At 42.1% G+C, this 17,998-nt stretch carries 17 protein-coding genes and 3 pseudogenes; 2 read left to right on the forward strand and 18 right to left on the reverse strand.

The genetic code is table 11. From position 1 onward, the window contains the following. Positions 1-10: 10 nt before the first annotated feature. From lptA to ACOBWA_RS08030, 9 genes and pseudogenes are all read right to left on the reverse strand, one after another. Positions 11-568, reverse strand: coding sequence for a lipopolysaccharide transport periplasmic protein LptA (gene lptA / locus ACOBWA_RS07990; RefSeq protein WP_420228979.1), 558 nt, complete (start codon positions 566-568; stop codon positions 11-13). Between the two features lie 89 nt (positions 569-657). After that, positions 658-1,188, reverse strand: a complete 531-nt coding sequence (lptC, locus tag ACOBWA_RS07995; RefSeq protein ID WP_420228980.1) for an LPS export ABC transporter periplasmic protein LptC — start codon at positions 1,186-1,188, stop codon at positions 658-660. 49 nt (positions 1,189-1,237) lie between these two features. After that, the gene (locus ACOBWA_RS08000) at positions 1,238-1,804 is read right to left on the reverse strand and encodes a KdsC family phosphatase (RefSeq protein WP_102091770.1); all 567 of its coding nucleotides are present in this window, start codon (positions 1,802-1,804) and stop codon (positions 1,238-1,240) included. 77 nt (positions 1,805-1,881) lie between these two features. Beyond that, positions 1,882-2,873, reverse strand: a pseudogene (locus tag ACOBWA_RS08005) (KpsF/GutQ family sugar-phosphate isomerase). A gap of 218 nt (positions 2,874-3,091) precedes the next feature. Beyond that, positions 3,092-3,619 carry an RNA chaperone Hfq gene (gene hfq, locus ACOBWA_RS08010; protein ID WP_420228981.1) on the reverse strand — a complete coding sequence of 176 codons (528 nt, stop codon included), beginning with the start codon at positions 3,617-3,619 and terminating at the stop codon, positions 3,092-3,094. A 327-nt stretch (positions 3,620-3,946) separates the two neighbouring features. Then, positions 3,947-5,112 (reverse strand): annotated as a pseudogene (miaA, locus tag ACOBWA_RS08015) (tRNA (adenosine(37)-N6)-dimethylallyltransferase MiaA). A gap of 82 nt (positions 5,113-5,194) precedes the next feature. Then, complete coding sequence (gene mutL, locus ACOBWA_RS08020; RefSeq protein WP_420228982.1) at positions 5,195-6,991, reverse strand: DNA mismatch repair endonuclease MutL; 1,797 nt, start codon at positions 6,989-6,991, stop codon at positions 5,195-5,197. A gap of 53 nt (positions 6,992-7,044) precedes the next feature. Then, the gene (gene tsaE, locus ACOBWA_RS08025) at positions 7,045-7,575 is read right to left on the reverse strand and encodes a tRNA (adenosine(37)-N6)-threonylcarbamoyltransferase complex ATPase subunit type 1 TsaE (RefSeq protein ID WP_290176853.1); all 531 of its coding nucleotides are present in this window, start codon (positions 7,573-7,575) and stop codon (positions 7,045-7,047) included. After that, a complete protein-coding gene (locus tag ACOBWA_RS08030) occupies positions 7,575-8,195 on the reverse strand; it encodes a 6-pyruvoyl trahydropterin synthase family protein (protein ID WP_102091507.1) in 621 nt (206 codons plus the stop codon). The genes tsaE and ACOBWA_RS08030 overlap by 1 nt, the downstream gene beginning before the upstream one ends. Positions 8,196-8,587: 392 nt before the next feature. Between ACOBWA_RS08030 and ACOBWA_RS08035 the strand changes: the two genes are divergently transcribed. Next, positions 8,588-8,710, forward strand: coding sequence for a hypothetical protein (locus ACOBWA_RS08035; RefSeq protein ID WP_021815223.1), 123 nt, complete (start codon positions 8,588-8,590; stop codon positions 8,708-8,710). A 90-nt stretch (positions 8,711-8,800) separates the two neighbouring features. Here ACOBWA_RS08035 and ACOBWA_RS08040 read toward each other — a convergent pair whose 3' ends face one another. The 4 genes and pseudogenes from ACOBWA_RS08040 to ACOBWA_RS08055 form a co-directional block, all read right to left on the reverse strand. Then, entirely contained in the window at positions 8,801-9,133 is a 333-nt protein-coding gene (locus tag ACOBWA_RS08040) for a YnfA family protein (protein ID WP_420228983.1), read from the reverse strand. Between the two features lie 3 nt (positions 9,134-9,136). Then, on the reverse strand, positions 9,137-9,952 hold the full coding sequence (locus tag ACOBWA_RS08045) for a PhzF family phenazine biosynthesis protein (RefSeq protein WP_420228984.1): 816 nt from the start codon (positions 9,950-9,952) through the stop codon (positions 9,137-9,139). A 241-nt stretch (positions 9,953-10,193) separates the two neighbouring features. Next, positions 10,194-11,468: a saccharopine dehydrogenase NADP-binding domain-containing protein gene (locus tag ACOBWA_RS08050; RefSeq protein WP_420228985.1), complete on the reverse strand. Its 1,275-nt coding sequence runs from the start codon at positions 11,466-11,468 to the stop codon at positions 10,194-10,196. 297 nt (positions 11,469-11,765) lie between these two features. Beyond that, positions 11,766-13,006 (reverse strand): annotated as a pseudogene (locus ACOBWA_RS08055) (carboxynorspermidine decarboxylase). Between the two features lie 173 nt (positions 13,007-13,179). Here ACOBWA_RS08055 and ACOBWA_RS08060 point away from each other — a divergent pair. Further along, positions 13,180-13,770 carry a DUF924 family protein gene (locus ACOBWA_RS08060; protein WP_420228986.1) on the forward strand — a complete coding sequence of 197 codons (591 nt, stop codon included), beginning with the start codon at positions 13,180-13,182 and terminating at the stop codon, positions 13,768-13,770. A 134-nt stretch (positions 13,771-13,904) separates the two neighbouring features. Here ACOBWA_RS08060 and ACOBWA_RS08065 read toward each other — a convergent pair whose 3' ends face one another. The 5 genes from ACOBWA_RS08065 to lpxB all read right to left on the reverse strand — a co-directional run bounded on the left by ACOBWA_RS08065 (position 13,905) and on the right by lpxB (position 17,740). Then, a complete protein-coding gene (locus ACOBWA_RS08065; protein ID WP_420228987.1) occupies positions 13,905-14,648 on the reverse strand; it encodes a hypothetical protein in 744 nt (247 codons plus the stop codon). Between the two features lie 14 nt (positions 14,649-14,662). Continuing rightward, complete coding sequence (locus ACOBWA_RS08070) at positions 14,663-15,145, reverse strand: hypothetical protein (protein ID WP_420228988.1); 483 nt, start codon at positions 15,143-15,145, stop codon at positions 14,663-14,665. Positions 15,146-15,523: 378 nt separating this feature from the next. Further along, positions 15,524-16,036, reverse strand: a complete 513-nt coding sequence (locus tag ACOBWA_RS08075) for a ribonuclease HII (protein ID WP_420228989.1) — start codon at positions 16,034-16,036, stop codon at positions 15,524-15,526. Beyond that, a complete protein-coding gene (locus tag ACOBWA_RS08080) occupies positions 15,982-16,401 on the reverse strand; it encodes a hypothetical protein (RefSeq protein ID WP_420228990.1) in 420 nt (139 codons plus the stop codon). Before ACOBWA_RS08080 ends, ACOBWA_RS08075 begins: the two co-directional genes overlap by 55 nt. 22 nt (positions 16,402-16,423) lie before the next feature. Continuing rightward, positions 16,424-17,740 (reverse strand): lipid-A-disaccharide synthase, encoded by a 1,317-nt coding sequence (gene lpxB / locus ACOBWA_RS08085; protein ID WP_420228991.1) that lies wholly within the window; start codon positions 17,738-17,740, stop codon positions 16,424-16,426. Between the last annotated feature and the right edge of the window lie 258 nt (positions 17,741-17,998).

Raw genomic sequence — 17,998 nt, forward strand, 5'->3', positions numbered from 1 at the left:
TTTATTTGGATTAACGTACGCCACTCTGATTTGTACCATTGTTAGGCGGGAATACCAGTTCAACGCGCTGATTGCCGCCAGCGGTTGCTTCAACATCACCTGCTTTTAGGCTATAACGAATGACGTTACCAGCAAAGCTTGCGCCATTCTGAACCAGCTTTGCATTGCCAGTTAGCGTAATAATCCCAGACACTGCGTTGTAGTCAATTTTATTAGCCTGCCCTTTTGCCAAGCCTTTTTCTTGCGTGACTACTTGCTGCATAGTCGCTGGACGGCCAGTTGCTACCGCTGAGTTAATGCTGCGCTGCTGAGAAAGATTGACCGTGATGTTGTCAGCCGTCATCTTAAACGTACCTTGAGTAATAATGACATTACCTGCATAACTGGTCACGCCTGTACGCTCACTATAAGTGGCTTTATCCGCTAGCAATTTGATCTGCTGATTAGAATCTGATGGCAATGCGTGACTATATAGCGGTAGCGCCAATAATATCACCATTGGCAGTGCGCGCAATTTGTGCAAGCAGAGTGATGATGCGCGTAAAGTAGGCAAAAATTTAAGTTTCATATAAATAACTCATTTCATAATAGGTGGTAGGATTTGCAAACTTTATGCTAGCTGCTATTTTTTGACACAGTAAATAAGAAAGACTTTGATTAAAATAATGCTTTATCTTGGCGTTCAGATGGAGAAAAGGCAACAGCCACTTGGCCAAATTCATACTCACCCGTCTCAAGATTGGCAGTCATACTAGAGGCTTCAAATCGATTCATGCCTTGTTCGATTTTCACAGGCGCGTCACTGTATACTTTGCCTGATTTCGTATTACCTTTTAGCGTACTACCAGTTACTTTTATTGGTTCGATATCAGGGGTACTCTTATTGCCTTCGCTCACCAGTGTAAATCCACCTGATAAACTAAGCTCCCCTGTCTGTTGACTGATGGCTGCACTGCCCGCTTGAATACGATAGCGTTGCTCTGCAGATGGTTCCCAATTCATAGTAATGCCTGACATTTCATCCTGATTGGTCTCAGGATTATGCGTCAAAGACTCAGCGGTAAGCTCGTATTCGGTTTCACCTTGTTCATTGGTCTGTACAGCTTTGATATCAGTGGCTTCATAATCGACATCTGTCGTTTCAATATTGACTGGCGGCGTTACGTCGCCTTGCTGCTGAAAAACCAACCCGCGATACCGGCAATAATTAAGGCTAATACAATTAAGACACGTGTATTCACGACTGGTTATCCTGAGTTTGTGCCTCATCAAGCGTGTAATGCGCGATAAAGTCTTGATAATGTCCATGACCTTTTAAAATAAGGTCACATATCTCGCGCACTGCACCAGTACCGCCAGCACGAGTCGTTACCATGTCACTGCGCTTGATAACTTCAGCATGCGCGTTAGGTACGGTTGCCGCGAATCCTACTGTTTGCATTGCTTTGATATCCGGTAAATCATCGCCCATATAGGCACAGTCGGCAGCAGTGATATTCAGGGCAGGATCTAAAGACGATAGCAGCTCGTTTAATGCGATTAATTTATCATCACGGCCTTGAACCACATGGTTGACGCCCATTTCTGCTGCGCGCTTATTCACCATTGCACTACTACGACCGGTAATAATGGCTGTCAAAATACCGTAACGGGCTAAAGACTTAACACCCACACCATCATGTACTGAGAACGCTTTGGTCTCAACACCATTGGCATCATAGATGATTTGACCATTGGATAAAATACCATCGACATCCATGACCAATAGTTTTACTTGTCCGGCTTTCTGTATCAAGTCCTGCATTATTTGTCTCTTTTTAATATTTATTTTCGAAGCGTTATTCTATATAGCTTAACTATTTCAACAGCAACTCACAAACCTTATTTGACCCCAGCTTGCAGCAAATCATGCACGGTAATAATAGCTTCTAGACGATCTTCATCATCAATAATCAATAACTGGCTAATACCACTCTCATTCATAACACTAAGCGCATCTGACGCACGCATCGTTTTACTGATATGGCGTGGATTACTGACCATTACTTCATGCATTGGTGTTTGTAGATCGATGCCTTTCTCTAACCCTCGGCGCAAGTCACCATCTGTGAACACACCGACGACCTTATTGTTATCATCAGTCACTACGGTCATACCCAAGCGACCAGCAGACATGGTAAATAAAGCTTGTTGCAATGGGGCTTGCTGATGAATCAAAGGCAAGTCTTCTGATTTAGTATGCATCAAATCTTCGACACGCGTTAATAGCTGACGACCCAAGGCACCAGCAGGATGCGATAATGCAAAATCTTCAGAAGTAAAATTACGTGCATGTACTAAAGCAACCGCTAACGCATCTCCGAGCGCTAAAGTAGCTGTCGTACTGGAGGTAGGCGCTAGATTAAGCGGACAAGCCTCTTGCGACTGACCAAGTGTTAATACAATGTCAGCTGCTCGCGGTAGCATACCGCGCTTATCACGACTGATACTAATGAGAGGAATATTTAGATGCTTAACAACTGGCAGTAGCATCTTGATTTCATCTGACTCACCTGAGTTTGAAATAGCAAGCAGCACATCGCCTTTCACAAGCATTCCCAAGTCGCCATGCCCTGCTTCACCAGGATGCATAAAAAAGCAGGCGTACCAGTTGAGGCAAAGGTCGCTGCAATCTTGCGTCCAATTAGCCCTGACTTACCCATGCCCGTAACCACCACTCGACCCTTACAAGTCAGAATGATGTCACATGCTTGTGCAAATCTGTCGTCAATCTGCTCTGTTAGCAATGCTAACGCAGATATTTCGGTATTAATGGCCTCGATAGCAGTGGTAATAAATTGCTCATGGGTTAAGTTGTTTTTGGTATCACTCATGAATCCGCTCTATTTTTATAATGAATCAATACGCTATTTTACTACACTATGTTTCATATTAGTAATGGTCTACAAAATCTACACTAATATAGTGCTGCATACGGAATAAAAGAGCTTGCTGCTATCTATACAAAAAAACCCACTATATCAGCAGGTTTTAAACGAATAAATCATGTCTTAATGTTTTTTCAGACAACGCGCTCGATTAATGCGATAAGTTAGCTATTGTTATCATTAGAACCATCGTTTGGCTTATCTTCAAAGCCTGTGTTATCTGCCGTGGCATCAAACCCACGATCTTGACCAAAACCACCACGCTCAAACCCGCGCTCTTGACCCTGACCGAAGCTACCGCGTTCAAAACCACGATCTTGGCCTTGGCTAAAACCACCACGATTGAATCCACTACGACTCGATGCAAATCCGCGCTCTTCAAAGCCACCAGCAGCAGGATTACTACCACGTTCAAAGCCACCGCCTTGATATCCAGTCGGTGCTGCGCTTTGAGGCTGAGCACTTGTACCTGTCGTCATACTACTACGCGGGTTACGTGCTGGCACGACTGTTGAAATGGCATGCTTATATACCATTTGGCTCACTGTGTTTTTCAGGAGAACAACATATTGATCAAATGATTCAATTTGGCCTTGTAATTTAATACCATTTACCAAAAAAATAGAGACAGGAATGCGGTCTTTGCGCAGCGAGTTCAAGAACGGATCTTGTAAAGTTTGTCCTTTTGACATGAAATCTCTCCTAAATATTATATAGTTATGTTTTGAGTGCCAATTATTTTAAGTGTTAATTTAATTATAATGGCTAAAAGGTAGATACAATAAGGTGTTTTCTTTATAAAACGTATCTAAATAAATATTCGTTGCTCTTAAGTGATTCCACTTTATCGCGAATACGTTATTATTGTAAATAATTAAGTAACTAGTTGTTTCGTTAATACTTTCTGTCTACAAAAGTCTATAAACCAGACATCATAACAAGGCTCAACGCACTGAGCCAAATTATAACAGCTATCTATGTCAATTTTTGAAACTAATTGTGTTAGCTATCATTGCACCTTAAGACAAGTACTCTCGTGCTTCGGCCATGGTTTCAAACGTTTGTAATATCATACGACTGCTAGCATCAGCCCCGCTCTCAAACTCTACTGTCCCATTCGATGATGCGCTAGGCAATTGCATTACCTTTCTTAGCCATGTGTACTGACGTTTTGCTAGCTGTCTTGTAGCATATAATGCCTTATTTTGCATTTCCTGACAAGCAAGCGCCTCGGTCTCTTGGTTAGCCATATTTGGTTGAGTAGCTGACTGAGCAACATTATCTGAGATTTCTTTTTCTCCGTTGACAGCTGTATGCTTTCCAAAAGCTTCATAAAATTGAGCTTTATCTAGATGAGTCTCATCAAATATCGGATGCTCAATATGCACCAAGTATTCTAGTACTTGCCTGTAACCCACACAGCGCATCGAAGGCATATTAGGCGTGAGCGGATACTTTTTAGTAAGTCTATGACTTCAGTCACCAGCCCTTCATTCCACATGATATCTAGGCGTTGTTCGATACGATCATGTAGCCATAGACGATCTGGCATTACCGATAGCGCGTGCCACTGCTGCTCTGGATTATGTGCCAATGCTTGCTTTGGCTTGCGCTGCCAGTCACTTATTGGAATATGTGTTTGTAGATAGACCTCAACTGCTCGCGTGATACGTTGAGTATCAGTAGCATTCAAACGCTCATGACTTATAGGGTCTATACTCCCCAGATAATCATATAGAGCGCTAATACCTTCCTCTTGACGCCACTGCTCTACCCGAGCCCGTACGCTGTCATCGCTATCAGGCACAGGAGACAATCCATCGAGTAGCGCCATGTAATACATCATGGTGCCACCTACTAATAATGGTATCTTGCCATGTCTGTGACACTCGTCAATAATACGAGCAACGTCACTGACAAACTCCGCCACACTATAGCTTTGCATAGGATCAATGATATCGACCAAATGATGTGGATAACGCGCCAGCTCAGCAGCTGTTGGTTTGGCTGTGCCAATATTCATATCACGATATATCAGTGCTGAGTCCACAGAAATTAATTCAAAACGACCTGTATCGTATAGCTCGTACGCCAGTGACGTCTTGCCGCTAGCAGTTGGTGCCATAAGACAAACCACGCTATTATCCGCCAGCTTGTGAGAGATGCTATCAGACGAATGTTGCATAAAGTGGCCTTTCATAATATATGGATAACTCGGATATCGATTGGTTTAATTGCTTTAAGATATTGTAATTATTTTCAGATATTTAGGATAGCATTAGCTTTACTAAGCGATGGCTATCTATCGTCTTGATAGCATTGTTCATGATTATTTCAGTAAGATCATTCGCAAAAACCATTGAATCTTGCGCAGACATTTGCGTATTGACCGTCATAAGTTGCTGATTAACCTCAGTAGCACTGCTTAGCAACCTATCTTTTTTGAATACTTGCTGACTAGAGGTAAGTGATTCAAATAACTGGCTTACTTTAAGCTGCCAGTCTTTAGCACTTATCAATACACACTGCCCTTGGTGATAAAATAACAGCCAAGGTAGCTTTTTATCATTTGTGCTTGGGTCAATACCAATAGTCTCTACGTTTTCAATAATATTTAAGCAAATTGGTAAAAATGCAGAGGTAGCTGCTCCATCAGAATAATATGAAGTGCTGTTGTTACTGTTGTTATTTTGGTCTGATTGCTCATTAATATGAGGTTGTACTGATTCTTGCCATGAAGAATTATTTGAAGATAATGGGTTTGCAGTAGTCTGATAAGACTGCTTATTAGACTCTACTTTATTATGTCGCTTTGGGTTGTTGGTAGGCTGACTACTTGAGATGGGCATTTTAGACGAACGACCTTCAGAAGCATTGTTATTTACCCGTTCCGTAGATTTGTATTGACTGTCAGTTTCGGTCGTCGCTACGGACGCAGATGCAGAATCAATTCCAAGCCCAAACTTAGCTACATCGATCGTTTTCAACTGCGTACGAATTGTATGGCCTAAGTGCGCCATAATATTATTCAATGGACTGATTTTGATACGTTGTTTAGATGGATGCACATTGATATTTAACCATTGAGTTGGTAAATCAAAATACAGTGCATACCCCATACCTGCTAGCTGCGCACCTTGTGCCATTTGACGCATTTGATTGCTAATCAACGCTTCTTTTACTAGTCTGCCATTTACATAAATCAGCTTTGGTAAATCAGTTTTTTCATGATGCAATGGCCATAACCAGCCACTAATCGCTGCTTGAGTAACATTGCTATTGTCGTACTCTACAGACGACTGTAGCAGACTCGACAAATCTATCGATATTGCTAATGCATTATCTGTCAATGCCATACCAGTCGCTTGTTCCAACCGCGGCAGTGGCAAGCGACTGTCGTCGTTGTTGTCATTATTGCCACTAATACCCGTAGTACTTGCAGATAATGATAGCCGCTGTTTGTTGTCATGAAAAAGTGTCAAAGCAACATCAGCACGTGCCAGTGCGACTTCTCGGACAATGGTTTCGATATGACCGAATTCAGTAGCAATAGATTTCAGGTTGCCACGGCGGGCAGGCACATTGAAATACAAATCTTTTACGACGATCGTGGTACCGCGATTATGGACAACTGGTAAGAGTTTCGGTGTGTCATCTAATACGCCAGCGACCTGTAATTGACGACCGATACCGCTCTCATCATGACTACTGGTTAAAGTCAAACGAGAAACAGCAGCCATCGCCGCTAACGCTTCACCGCGAAAACCCAACGTCGTAATACCGTGCAAGTTAGCAACATCGGCAACCTTACTGGTCGCATGACGAGTGATGGCCATAACCATGTCGTCAGGATGGATACCCAGCCCATTATCGACCACTTCAATCAAACCCATACCGCCTTGAGTGATACGAACCTCAATATTAGTCGCGCCTGCATCGATGGCATTTTCCAGCAGCTCTTTGACCACTGCTGCAGGACGTGTCACCACCTCACCTGCTGCTAATTGATTGATCAGCAACGGCGATAGTTTTTTAATGCGGGTATTAGAATGATTATCTGGCATTGATAGATGTCATATTTTTGGAAAGTAGCGATTGGTATAATTTAGATATTCGTTTAGATGTCAAGTTGCGATAGATCCAAGCCCTGCGCTTGGCCTGCCTTTGACAGTCTCAACTGCACTTGGCGAGCTTCAGTGCCGTTATCATCGCTTACACTTTGAGTCATATCGATAAATAACGTGGGCGGCGGAAGATAGCTATCAGCACGGCTAGCCCATTCGATGATGACTAATGCTTCAGGCTCATCCAGATACTCGTCAAATCCAATAAAAGACAGTTCTTCTGGATCTTGGAGACGATATAAATCTGCATGATAAACTGGCTTGATCGAACCATCTTTTCGCTGAATACTATAAGGCTCAACCAAGGTATAGGTTGGACTTTTTACCGCACCTGTATGACCAAGCGCTTGTAACCAGTAACGCGTCAGTGTCGTTTTACCTGCGCCCAAGTCCCCTGCCAGCCACACGCTACCTGTCAGTGGTAATGTCGCTAATTGCTCAGCCAATGATTGAGTATCTTGCTCAGAGTTTAATATCAGAGTCTTTAAGTATTTGCTATTTTCTATAGATTGACCATCACACATCAGACTGAACCTGCTTGTACTTGCTCTGTCTGTACCTGCATGGTCACCGTTGGATTGGTAAAGCTTTCACCACGAATCAGCTTGGCATATAGCTCAGAGTCAGTCCACTCAGCACGAACCTGCTCACTAAATTCAAAGTCTTCTAAGACTAATTTACCCATTTGATCGTTTGCAACATCATCGGCAAAGCACTGCGCATACCCTGTCGCCGTCTCATGGGCAATCACTGAGTACACGCTGACATCTGCTTCACCGTTTTGCATTTGTGTCTGACGCAGTATTTCTTGCGCCCAAAAGAATATCACTCGTGAAAACTGCTCTGCTGATGGTGAAACTGGTAGGCTGATCCAACGTGCGCTAAATTTCTTACATGCTGCGACATACTCAGGATCATCTTTGTTCCAAAAACAAATGGCATGATCAAAGCTATCAATAATGTCTTTGATTGAAGATTTTAGCAGACCAAAGTCATAAACCATTTGCCCATGGTCTAAACGAGTGGCCTCAAGGATCAGCTCAATTTGATAGCTGTGGCCATGAATCGAGTGCTTACAGCGCTCAGAACTACAGTTACGAACGATGTGAGCATTTTCAAATTTGAATAGTTTACGAATACGCATAATAATTTGACCAAAACAGTAAGCACTATGGTGCTAAATGTTAATAAATAAGAGTTTGCCGCGTTTATGAATCGGTTTATGACTCATTATAGCAAATCGCCATCTATCCGTAAGTAAGCACTTATTAATACAATGATTGATTGAACGAATCAATTGATAGACTAGGACTAACCTTATTGGAGTTGCTCGTCATTCTGCATAAAGAACACTTAGCGAAAACAATAGAGGATTTGAATGATAATTGAATCGTAGACGAATTGTGCGAGCGCTATCTATTACTAAAGCTTAAGCCTATACTCTATTCAGTAAGCAGCTATGTTAGCTGTATTCACCCTGTCTTGAATGCGCTTAACTTGGCGTCAAGAGTAGTGTGCTGTAAAAAGGAAACGATTATGAGCAAAGGTCAAGATAGTAAGAAGAACGTTAAGAAAAAGCCCCTTTTGACTGCTAAAGAAAAGAAAGCTGCCAAACAAGCCAAGAAAGACGATAATGGTAGTATTTTAGGCAAACATTAATAATAAATACATCAATATGCCAATCTGACCTAACCGTTTGATTGGTATTTTTTGATTCGTCATTGGCTTTTAGCTAAGTACTGCTTTTGCTTAAACTCCGCGCGGTGCAAACATAATAATCGCCATTCCTAATAGTGCAACTACTGAACCCACTATGTCCCACATAGTTGGCCGTATACCATTGACCGTCCACAACCACAAAATCGCCATACATATATAAACACCACCATATGCAGCATAGACCCTGCCCGCCGCAGTCGGATGTAATGACAGCAGCCAAACAAACGCGACCAAACTCAGCGCACCAGGTAACAGCAGCCAGATTGACTTGCCTTCTCGCAGCCATAAATAAGGCAGATAACATCCTACAATCTCAGCCAATGCAGTAAGCGCAAATAACCCAACCGTCTTTAGTTCTGTCAAAAATCACCACTCCTCGACCGTAATAAACCCAGTCAGATATGGTACAGCATTGCCAGAAATAAGCACTCTATCTCCTGTCACAATACAGTCAAGTACGCCGCCTCGACTAGATGCCTGATAAGCAACCAATTCATTTTTAGCTAAATGCTCCGCCCATAAAGGTGCAAGTCCAGTATGAATCGATCCCGTTACTGGATCTTCATCACCACCATTTGCTGGCCAAAAGTATCTAGAGACAAAGTCATAATTATGATATTTTTCTGAGTTTGCCTCACAAGTTACAACCACATCATAAGGCGCTAGCTGCTTCAACTTCTCATTATCACGCACAACATTCAATACATCAGATTCAGAGTCATAGATGACAAAATACGCTTGAGCATTACGGTAAACTTTAGCAGGAGCAATAGATAAACCAGATAGTAAACTATCAGGAATGTCATCAACTTTTTCAGGCTTTCTATTAGGGAAATCCATTTGTATCTTGCCTGATTCTGTTTGGACAATGGTCATTGTGCCAACAGCTTTGGCTAAAAATCTAATCGACTGTATGTTTGAGTTTTTATTAAACAGTACAAAGGCAGCAGCTAAGGTCGCATGACCACAGAAGTCAATTTCAGTCAATGGTGAAAACCAGCGAATATGATAGACACCTTTATCATCAGCAACGATAAAAGCCGTTTCAGACAAGTTGTTTTCAGACGCAATAGACTGCATCAAATTATCATCTAACCATTCATCTGTAACGATGACAGCAGCAGAATTACCTTTGAATACAGTATCAGTAAAAGCGTCAATGACGTTTATCTCTAGTTGCATGTCATGTTCTCATTCTTAGTTATATTTGTTGTACTTTTATCGTTGTTGTCGGGCAAAAGCAGCTGGCCTAATGTCTATAAAAAGTAGTATAGTAGCTTTTTTAGCAACCGTAATTTAGATGACGACCTATAGTAATAAAAACCGATAGTAGCAAGAACATAATGTCACCGCTAGCTCTCATTACCTAGACATAAAAAAGCCTATCTATATAAGACAGGCTTTTCTAAATACAATTTGCTATTTAAATATCAAACTCAAGTGCTCTATCGCCTTCGCTATCTTTGATACGCGTTGGTAGGCCAATCTTGTTGAGCAGATTAATAAATGGCTTAGCATCTAGCTCTTCGACGTTGACCATTTTGCCTGCATCCCATTCGCCAGTTGCAACTAGCATCGCAGCAGCAACGGGTGGCACGCCTGCGGTATACGAGATACCTTGGCTACCAACTTCATTGTAAGCATCTTTATGATCTGAGACGTTATAGATAAACACTTCAGTCTCAACACCATTGATCTTGCCTTTGACTTTGTCACCGATACAGGTCTTGCCTGTATATTCTGGCGCAAGCGAGCTTGGATCTGGTAGTACCGCTTTAACGACTTTTAGTGGCACCACTTCTTGACCTTCAGCAGTCATCACTGGCTGCTCAGACAACAATCCTAAGCTCTGTAGGACAGTGAAGACGTTGATATAGTGCTCACCAAAACCCATCCAAAAGCGAATATTTGGTACATCTAGATTGGCTGACAATGAATGTACTTCATCATGACCACTCAGATAGCTGTTTTGCACACCCACAACTGGCAAGTCGTCAGTACGTTTGACTTCAAACATTTTGTTAGACTGCCACTTGCTGTCTTGCCACGAGTAAACCGTACCGGTGAACTCACGGAAGTTGATCTCTGGGTCAAAGTTGGTCGCAAAGTATTTACCATGGCTACCCGCATTGATATCAATAATATCGATATCCGTCACAGATCCTGCATCCATCATGTCATAGCCAAGACGCGCGTAGGCGTTGACCATACCAGGATCAAACCCTGCACCTAAAATGGCAGTGACATTGTTGTCTGCACAGCGCTCTTTACGTTGCCACTCATAGTTATTGTACCACGGCGGTGTCTCACAAATCTTGCGCGGGTCTTCATGAATAGCCGTATCTATGTAGGCAGTACCTGTCTCAATGCAGGCTTCTAGTACGGTCATATTGATAAATGCCGAACCAACATTGATGACTATTTGTATTCCAGTGTCTTGTATCAGCTGCACGAGTGCTTGGCTGTCCATCGCATCGACTTGATGCGTATGCAAGACCGCAGCCTGCTTAAAGCTGTCTTTTTCTTTTACACTTTGGGCGATGGCATCACATTTGTCTTTGGTACGTGAGGCGATATGAATCTCGCCAAGTACATCATTGTGCATCGCACATTTATGCGCGACCACTTGAGCGACACCGCCTGCTCCGATGATCAGTACGTCTTTTTTGTTGGGCTTAGCTTGTTGGTTTGTGTTCAATGAACAATCCTCCTTTGTGTCCCTGTCGATACCATTGATAGCGGCTATGCAAAACAGAAACGAGTGAATGATATGCGTGAATTAAAAAGGAAGACCGAGGAAAACCCACGCACCCGTCGGGCAAATAATACTCCATTATTTGCCCGACGCGATTATAACAATTTTTATTCCCTTATCGGTAAAAAATATGTATAAAAAGTAGAGATATTAAGATGTCTACTAATACAGGTTAAGTCTTTGTTTTTCAATAATTAAAATACAAAAACTCGACAATAGCATAGTCTTAAAAGCTAAGGCTTAAGACAAGCTGGCTTTATAATCTTGATAATCAAACTCACGCTGGATATCGATACTGCCATCCAATCGGTGGATGACTATCGCTGGCATGTTGACACCATTGAACCAGTTTTTCTTAACCATCGTATAACCAGCAGCATTACCAAAGGCAATCTGATCGCCTATCTGAAGATTACTCGGTAATGCATACTCGCCGAAGATATCACCTGCCAAACAAGAACGACCATAAATAATGGTATGGTCTGCCGATTCAGCATTCGCTTCAGACGGTGCAGCTTCTGCAGGATTGCCAATAGGTGCAATATTGATAGCAGTATTATTGATCGCAGCAATCGGTGCTGACTCACGATAAATCAATAAATCAAGCATATGCGCTTCAATAGAAGCATCGACGACTGCTAGGTTTTTTCATTATGCATGGTATCTAGCACGGTGGTCACCAATGTACCTGCGCCATGAATACTTGCCTCACCTGGCTCAAGATACACTTGCACGCCATAGGTTTCGCTAAACGCTTTCAAACGTGCAGCTAGCTTCTCTAATGGATAATCAGGCGCGATAAAGTGGATACCACCGCCCAAGCTCACCCATTCAAGCTGCGCTAAGACATCACCAAATCTAGCTTCGATATCCGCCAAGCTTTCACTAAAGGCTTCAAAACTGTCATTCTCGCAATTGTTATGAATCATGACGCCAGTAATATCGCCAAGTACCGCTGCGATTTTATCTTTATCATGCTCACCAAGACGGCTAAATGGGCGTGCAGGATCAGCAATCAAAAACGATGAGTTGCTGGTTTTTGGATTGAGTCGTAGACCTACAGGTATATTTTGCGCGGCGGCTTGCACTTTAAAAGCGTTGAGCTGTGAGATTGAGTTAAAAATGATTTTATCCGCATAGTTCAGCACTTCAGGGATTTCATCTGAACTATAGGCGACGCTATAAGCATGCGTTTCTTTTTTATCTTGGCTATTGGCATCATCGTTATTGCCAAAGGTCTCATAGCCCAATCTCACTTCATTAAGTGAAGACGAAGTCGTGCCATGCAGATAAGGCTGCATCACATCAAAAACGCCCCATGTGGCGAAGCATTTTAGTGCTAATAATGCCTTTGCACCAGACAGCTCACACAGCCTAGCGATGATTTTCATATTGGCGACGATGGCCGCTTCATCAAGCACGTAGTAAGGCGTTGGTGGCAATGTCGCGTTGATAGAATTCTCTAGATTTTTTGCATTCATAATAGATTACCTAATAGACACTCTGCTGTTGGTATCTTGACAGACAGATATAAATATTTGCGCTATAGTAGACTAAATTCATCATAATTAGAATATCTTATGGCACTCTCAACCGATTATTCCACTTCAGCCAGTCGATCCCATTCATCACAATTGGATCCAAAAACATAGATTTGACTTATCTAGATCCTGATGCGCGTGCCGTGTTGAATTTTTGGTTTGATAAAAACAATGAAGCTTACTGGTTTGAACAAAACGATCGTTTTGATAAGCAGATACAAGATAAGTTTGGCGGCATTTGGGAAGCAGCGAAACAAGGTGAATGTGTCACTTGGCGTATCGCAGAGTCTTCATTGGATGGTAATAGCTCGATAACGGCGTTGGCAGGACGCTTAGCAGAAATTATTGTGCTGGATCAGTTTTCACGCAATTTATGTCGCGGACAAGCAAGTGCATTTGCGCAAGATGGTATGGCATTAGCACTCGCTCAAGAAGCCATTCAACAGCCTTATTTTGATACTCTACCGATGCAATGGCGTAGATTTATTATCATACCGTTTATGCACTCTGAGTCGGCCATGATTCATAAGCGTTATCTACCGCTATTTGAACAACTAGATGATGCAAACACATTGGACTTTGAACATCGTCACAAACAAATCATCGATCAATTCGGGCGATATCCACATCGCAACGAGGTACTAAATCGCGACTCAACCGAAGATGAAAAGAACTTTTTAAAACAGCCTAATTCATCGTTTTAGGCGAGATTCCTAGTACTGCTTAAAGATACTCAAAGTTATTACACAGAAAATTATCACATAAGAAGAAGGTCTGAATCATATCACTGGTTCAGACCTTCTTTTATAATAGTGAGTTGAAACGTATCAGATATTTATTAGTAATTTACCTTACCAGTAGTAAATGTAAATGACTGCTGCTCTAATACTTTATCGTCAACCAAAATATCAAAGCTGACCTTATATTTGCTATTGCCATAAAGTCCACAATTACCGCCTTTATTACTACCTGATTCACAGCTTTTCAGCGCATCAGTTAATGGCAAAATAAATGCTTCATTCGTTGGTAGCGCATAATTCGTACCTTTGTACGGATCATTGTCAGAATCAAGTAATTGAATAGGCACATCTATATTGCGCTGCACATCTCGGAATTTAACGTTACTCACTTTAACTTTATCAGCGGATGGCATGTTGATATAAACTGGCTGTCCGATAGGATCAGTACGCAAATTGCGCCCAGAGCCTCTGACTGGATTTGGGGTTTCGTTATAAAGTGCAGTAACTGTCCCGCTCACATCTTGACATGGGTACGTAAAAACACCTTCCAATGTTTTATTTGCCGTGGTTTTTGTCCCTGCAGCATTGCTTACCAAAACATAGCCTTTGTTGTTAGCAGCATTTTTACTACTAGGCGTATAGGTAACCACTCCTGTTCCTACTACGCCTGAGGTTGGCAACATTAAAGAGCGTAGATGATAGGGCGCTGACAACAAAGACTTTGCCATAGAGCTTGCCACGGCTTCTGTACTCAAAAAATTGCCTGCCGAACTGTAATATACAGACTGGGCAATTTTTTCAGTGACACCATATTGAGAGTTGCCATAGTCCGCATTGATCAATCGATCTGCCAGATCTAATCCACTGAAAAAGGATTGTTAGAACCTGTCACACTAGCAATATCGCTGATTTCATTTTCGAAATGCGCGTTAAAGCTGGTTGGTGAGCTATTAGCAAATACATGTTTAATGTAATTTGCGTGCTGAATAGCAATATCATCTAGTTCTGTATCAACAGATAGACCATTTAGACCACAGCTGGTTCTTGCTAGACTGAACTGATTATTTGCACTTAGTGCTGCTTGTACATTATTATCAGCTGATCCATTGCCATCAACGTTAGGAGTATCACCATTTTGTTCAGTTGGTGTCGCTATAATCGGAGCGGAAATAATAGGTTCCGACGTTGTTGGCTGGGCTGTTTCATCATTTTGTGAACTGTCTGGTGTATTAGCAGATGTAGAACTGCTATCAGAATCACCACCTCCGCCGCACGCGCTGAGAAATATCGTTAAAAATAGCACTGCCGCAAGATTTTTCTGAGAAGTATAAGAAGTCATCGCTCATCCTATAAAATAATAACCTGTTTGTGAAAAGCAATGAGAATCAAAATCAGTTACAGGGTGGTTAGTAATTGATTTAACAGTGTTTTATTTTAGTATCATATCTATTGTAATACAAATTATGAACTTTTGATCATTATTTTGTAAAAAAACCTGCTACTCGCTGATTGCAAGTAACAGGTTTCTTTTCAGGTCTATAGATTAACACTAAGCTTAGGCTATTTTTAAGGCAAAGATATCATCTATAAAGTACGATTCTTTTATATCCGCTATACAGTCACTTTTTTATGATCACGTTTCTATAGTCACTTTCCTATAGTCACTTGTTTATAGTCACTTGTTTATAGTCACTTGTTTATAGCCACTTTTTTATAGCTACTGTATTTCTAGCGCTTTTCTTACTGGTGCAAAACTACGTCTATGCATTGGCAAGATACCATGTTTTTCGATTGCTGCCATGTGCGCGCGCGTCGGATAGCCTTTGTGTTTGGCAATACCGTATTCCGGATATTTAGCATCCAGTGTATACATCGATTCATCACGACTTACTTTTGCCAATATACTGGCCGCTGCAATACTAGTATGACGCGCATCGCCTTTTACCCATGCTTGACAATCAATTGCAAATGGCGCTACCTCTAACTTTTTAAAGCTATCATAATTCAAGTCAGGACAACGATTTCCATCAAATAGTACTTCGACTTTAAGTTGATTGAGCGACGTACTTTTAGCATTTTCCGCGGTCGAAAAGCTTTTAAAAATCACTTCTAGCAACGATTCGGTACATAAGCGCATACCAAGCATTGTTGCCTGCAAGATATTCACTTGATCGATTACTGCTGCTGGTATATCAGCGATGATATAACCGATAGCATGCTGCTGAACCAATGGATAAAGGATATCGCGCTTTTTTCACTCAGTTGTTTGGAATCTGTCAGTATCGATAACGGCGTGTCTTTGAGCGGTTGTTCCTCAATCAATCCTGACCAGGTCGCAGGTAATATTGCCGCCGCCACATTGACGCTACCTAGTAACGGCCCACGTCCTGCTTCATCAACGCCGATTTGCAGTATTGACTGCTCTGTCTCTTGGTTATCATTAGACAGATATTGAGTAAGCAACTCAGCGTTATTCATTTGCCCATATAAACGTATGGGCGCTGCTAACTGAATATATTGTCCTTTAACATCAATGTGCTCAATATTTATGTCAATTATTTGAACTGAGCTTTCTGTATGTTGGTTGATATGCATAATATTAGGAGGTCTTTCTCGTTTAATTAGGATTGACGGTATCGGTATTTTGGATAAACCACTGTTCAATCACGCTGTTTGCAGGCTCATGGTTACTTTGCTGTTGTAGTGACTGCTTTGTCACTAGTAAGTCGTGTAATTGCTCGGCATAAGCGCGTGGTTGCAGCAATCGCATCACGGTGCGGCAGATATTGTCACCGCTCGCCTGCTCTTGAATGAGCTCAGGTACGATTGGCGCATTAGCCAATATATTAGGCAATGCCACATATGGCACTTTTACCAGACGCTTGGCTATTTGGTAAGTCAGCTGATTTAATTGGTATACCACTACCATCGGCCGTTCAAGCAGCATTGCCTCTAGCGTTGCTGTACCAGATGCTAGCATCACGATATCTGATGCCGCCATGGCATGTTGGCTAAACTCTGGCTGGGTATCATCATAGACCACCACAATTGCCTCACGTAGCTGCTCTGAGCGTTGGTCGATTACCTCTTGCACGATATATTGATGGTTTTGATCGACTGTTGGAATGATGAAGCACAGCTTAGGATCTAACAGGATTAACTTTTGGATACCATCAAGCATCAATGGCAGAATAGCTGTAATTTCACCGCGCCTAGAGCCTGGCATCACACAAATAAGCTGACTCACATCATCGAAGCGTTCAATAAAGAACTGCTGCAACCCATCATTGTCCCAAACGAGCTCACTGCGACGTTGATTGATTGGTATATCGATTAGGTTCTGATCAATGGTTCGTAATAATGGATGACCCACACAGATCGCTGGATGATTATGTCGCTCATAAACTGGCAGCTCAAACGGGAAAAGACATAGCACCAAATTGGTCGCCGCTTTAATATTATGGATACGCGACTCGCGCCACGCCCAGATAGAAGGACTGACGTACTGCACACAGAATACGCCTTGGGGCTTTAGCTTTTTGGACACTCGCAAATTAAAGTCAGGCGCATCAATACCGACGAACCAATCAATATTGGCGGCTTTAAATGCGCTCAGTAGCTCACGGCGCGCTTTAAGCAAATCAGGTAGCTGCGACATGACTTCAACCAGACCCATCACTGCCAAGCGCTCTAACGGGAAAATACTCTGTAGCCCTTGCGCTTGCATTTTCGTACCGCCTACGCCTACCCAGACAATATCATCACGTAGATTATTCATTTGCCGCATAAAATCTGCGCCTAAGCTGTCACCAGATACCTCACCTGCGACGATGCCTATCACTAGCGGCATAGCATTTATATTTGCTACTTGAGAATCCGTCTCGGCTTGATGAATGAGGTCAGTATGGTGATGAGACGTAGCAGAATCTGTCATGACAAGCTCTCGATATTAGAAATACACAAAATAAAATAAACCGTTATTATAAAATATAACGTAATAAATCAGCGATATGCCCTTATGAATAATATGCGCACTCATCCGTACTGTTCTAGTGCTACAGTTTGGGCCACCCATCGCTAATGTTGCTATCATACTTGACGATGATACAAATAGCGAAATTCACACATAAAATCTGAGCGTTATGCACCAAAAACTCAACCAACTCTTATTAATAGATAGAAAAACCAAATG

This window comes from Psychrobacter sp. ER1 (genome assembly GCF_048631835.1).
In the GTDB taxonomy this organism is placed as follows: domain Bacteria; phylum Pseudomonadota; class Gammaproteobacteria; order Pseudomonadales; family Moraxellaceae; genus Psychrobacter.

Bases quoted from the DNA above. Each gene is read 5' to 3' on its own strand.
- lptA (WP_420228979.1), bottom strand. From the start codon at position 568: ATGAAACTTAAATTTTTGCCTACTTTACGCGCATCATCACTCTGCTTG.
- ACOBWA_RS08000 (WP_102091770.1), bottom strand. From the start codon at position 1,804: ATGCAGGACTTGATACAGAAAGCCGGACAAGTAAAACTATTGGTCATG.
- hfq (WP_420228981.1), bottom strand. From the start codon at position 3,619: ATGTCAAAAGGACAAACTTTACAAGATCCGTTCTTGAACTCGCTGCGC.
- mutL (WP_420228982.1), bottom strand. From the start codon at position 6,991: ATGCCAGATAATCATTCTAATACCCGCATTAAAAAACTATCGCCGTTG.
- tsaE (WP_290176853.1), bottom strand. From the start codon at position 7,575: ATGTGTGATGGTCAATCTATAGAAAATAGCAAATACTTAAAGACTCTG.
- ACOBWA_RS08030 (WP_102091507.1), bottom strand. From the start codon at position 8,195: ATGCGTATTCGTAAACTATTCAAATTTGAAAATGCTCACATCGTTCGT.
- ACOBWA_RS08035 (WP_021815223.1), top strand. From the start codon at position 8,588: ATGAGCAAAGGTCAAGATAGTAAGAAGAACGTTAAGAAAAAGCCCCTT.
- ACOBWA_RS08045 (WP_420228984.1), bottom strand. From the start codon at position 9,952: ATGCAACTAGAGATAAACGTCATTGACGCTTTTACTGATACTGTATTC.
- ACOBWA_RS08070 (WP_420228988.1), bottom strand. From the start codon at position 15,145: ATGACTTCTTATACTTCTCAGAAAAATCTTGCGGCAGTGCTATTTTTA.
- ACOBWA_RS08080 (WP_420228990.1), bottom strand. From the start codon at position 16,401: ATGCATATCAACCAACATACAGAAAGCTCAGTTCAAATAATTGACATA.
- lpxB (WP_420228991.1), bottom strand. From the start codon at position 17,740: ATGACAGATTCTGCTACGTCTCATCACCATACTGACCTCATTCATCAA.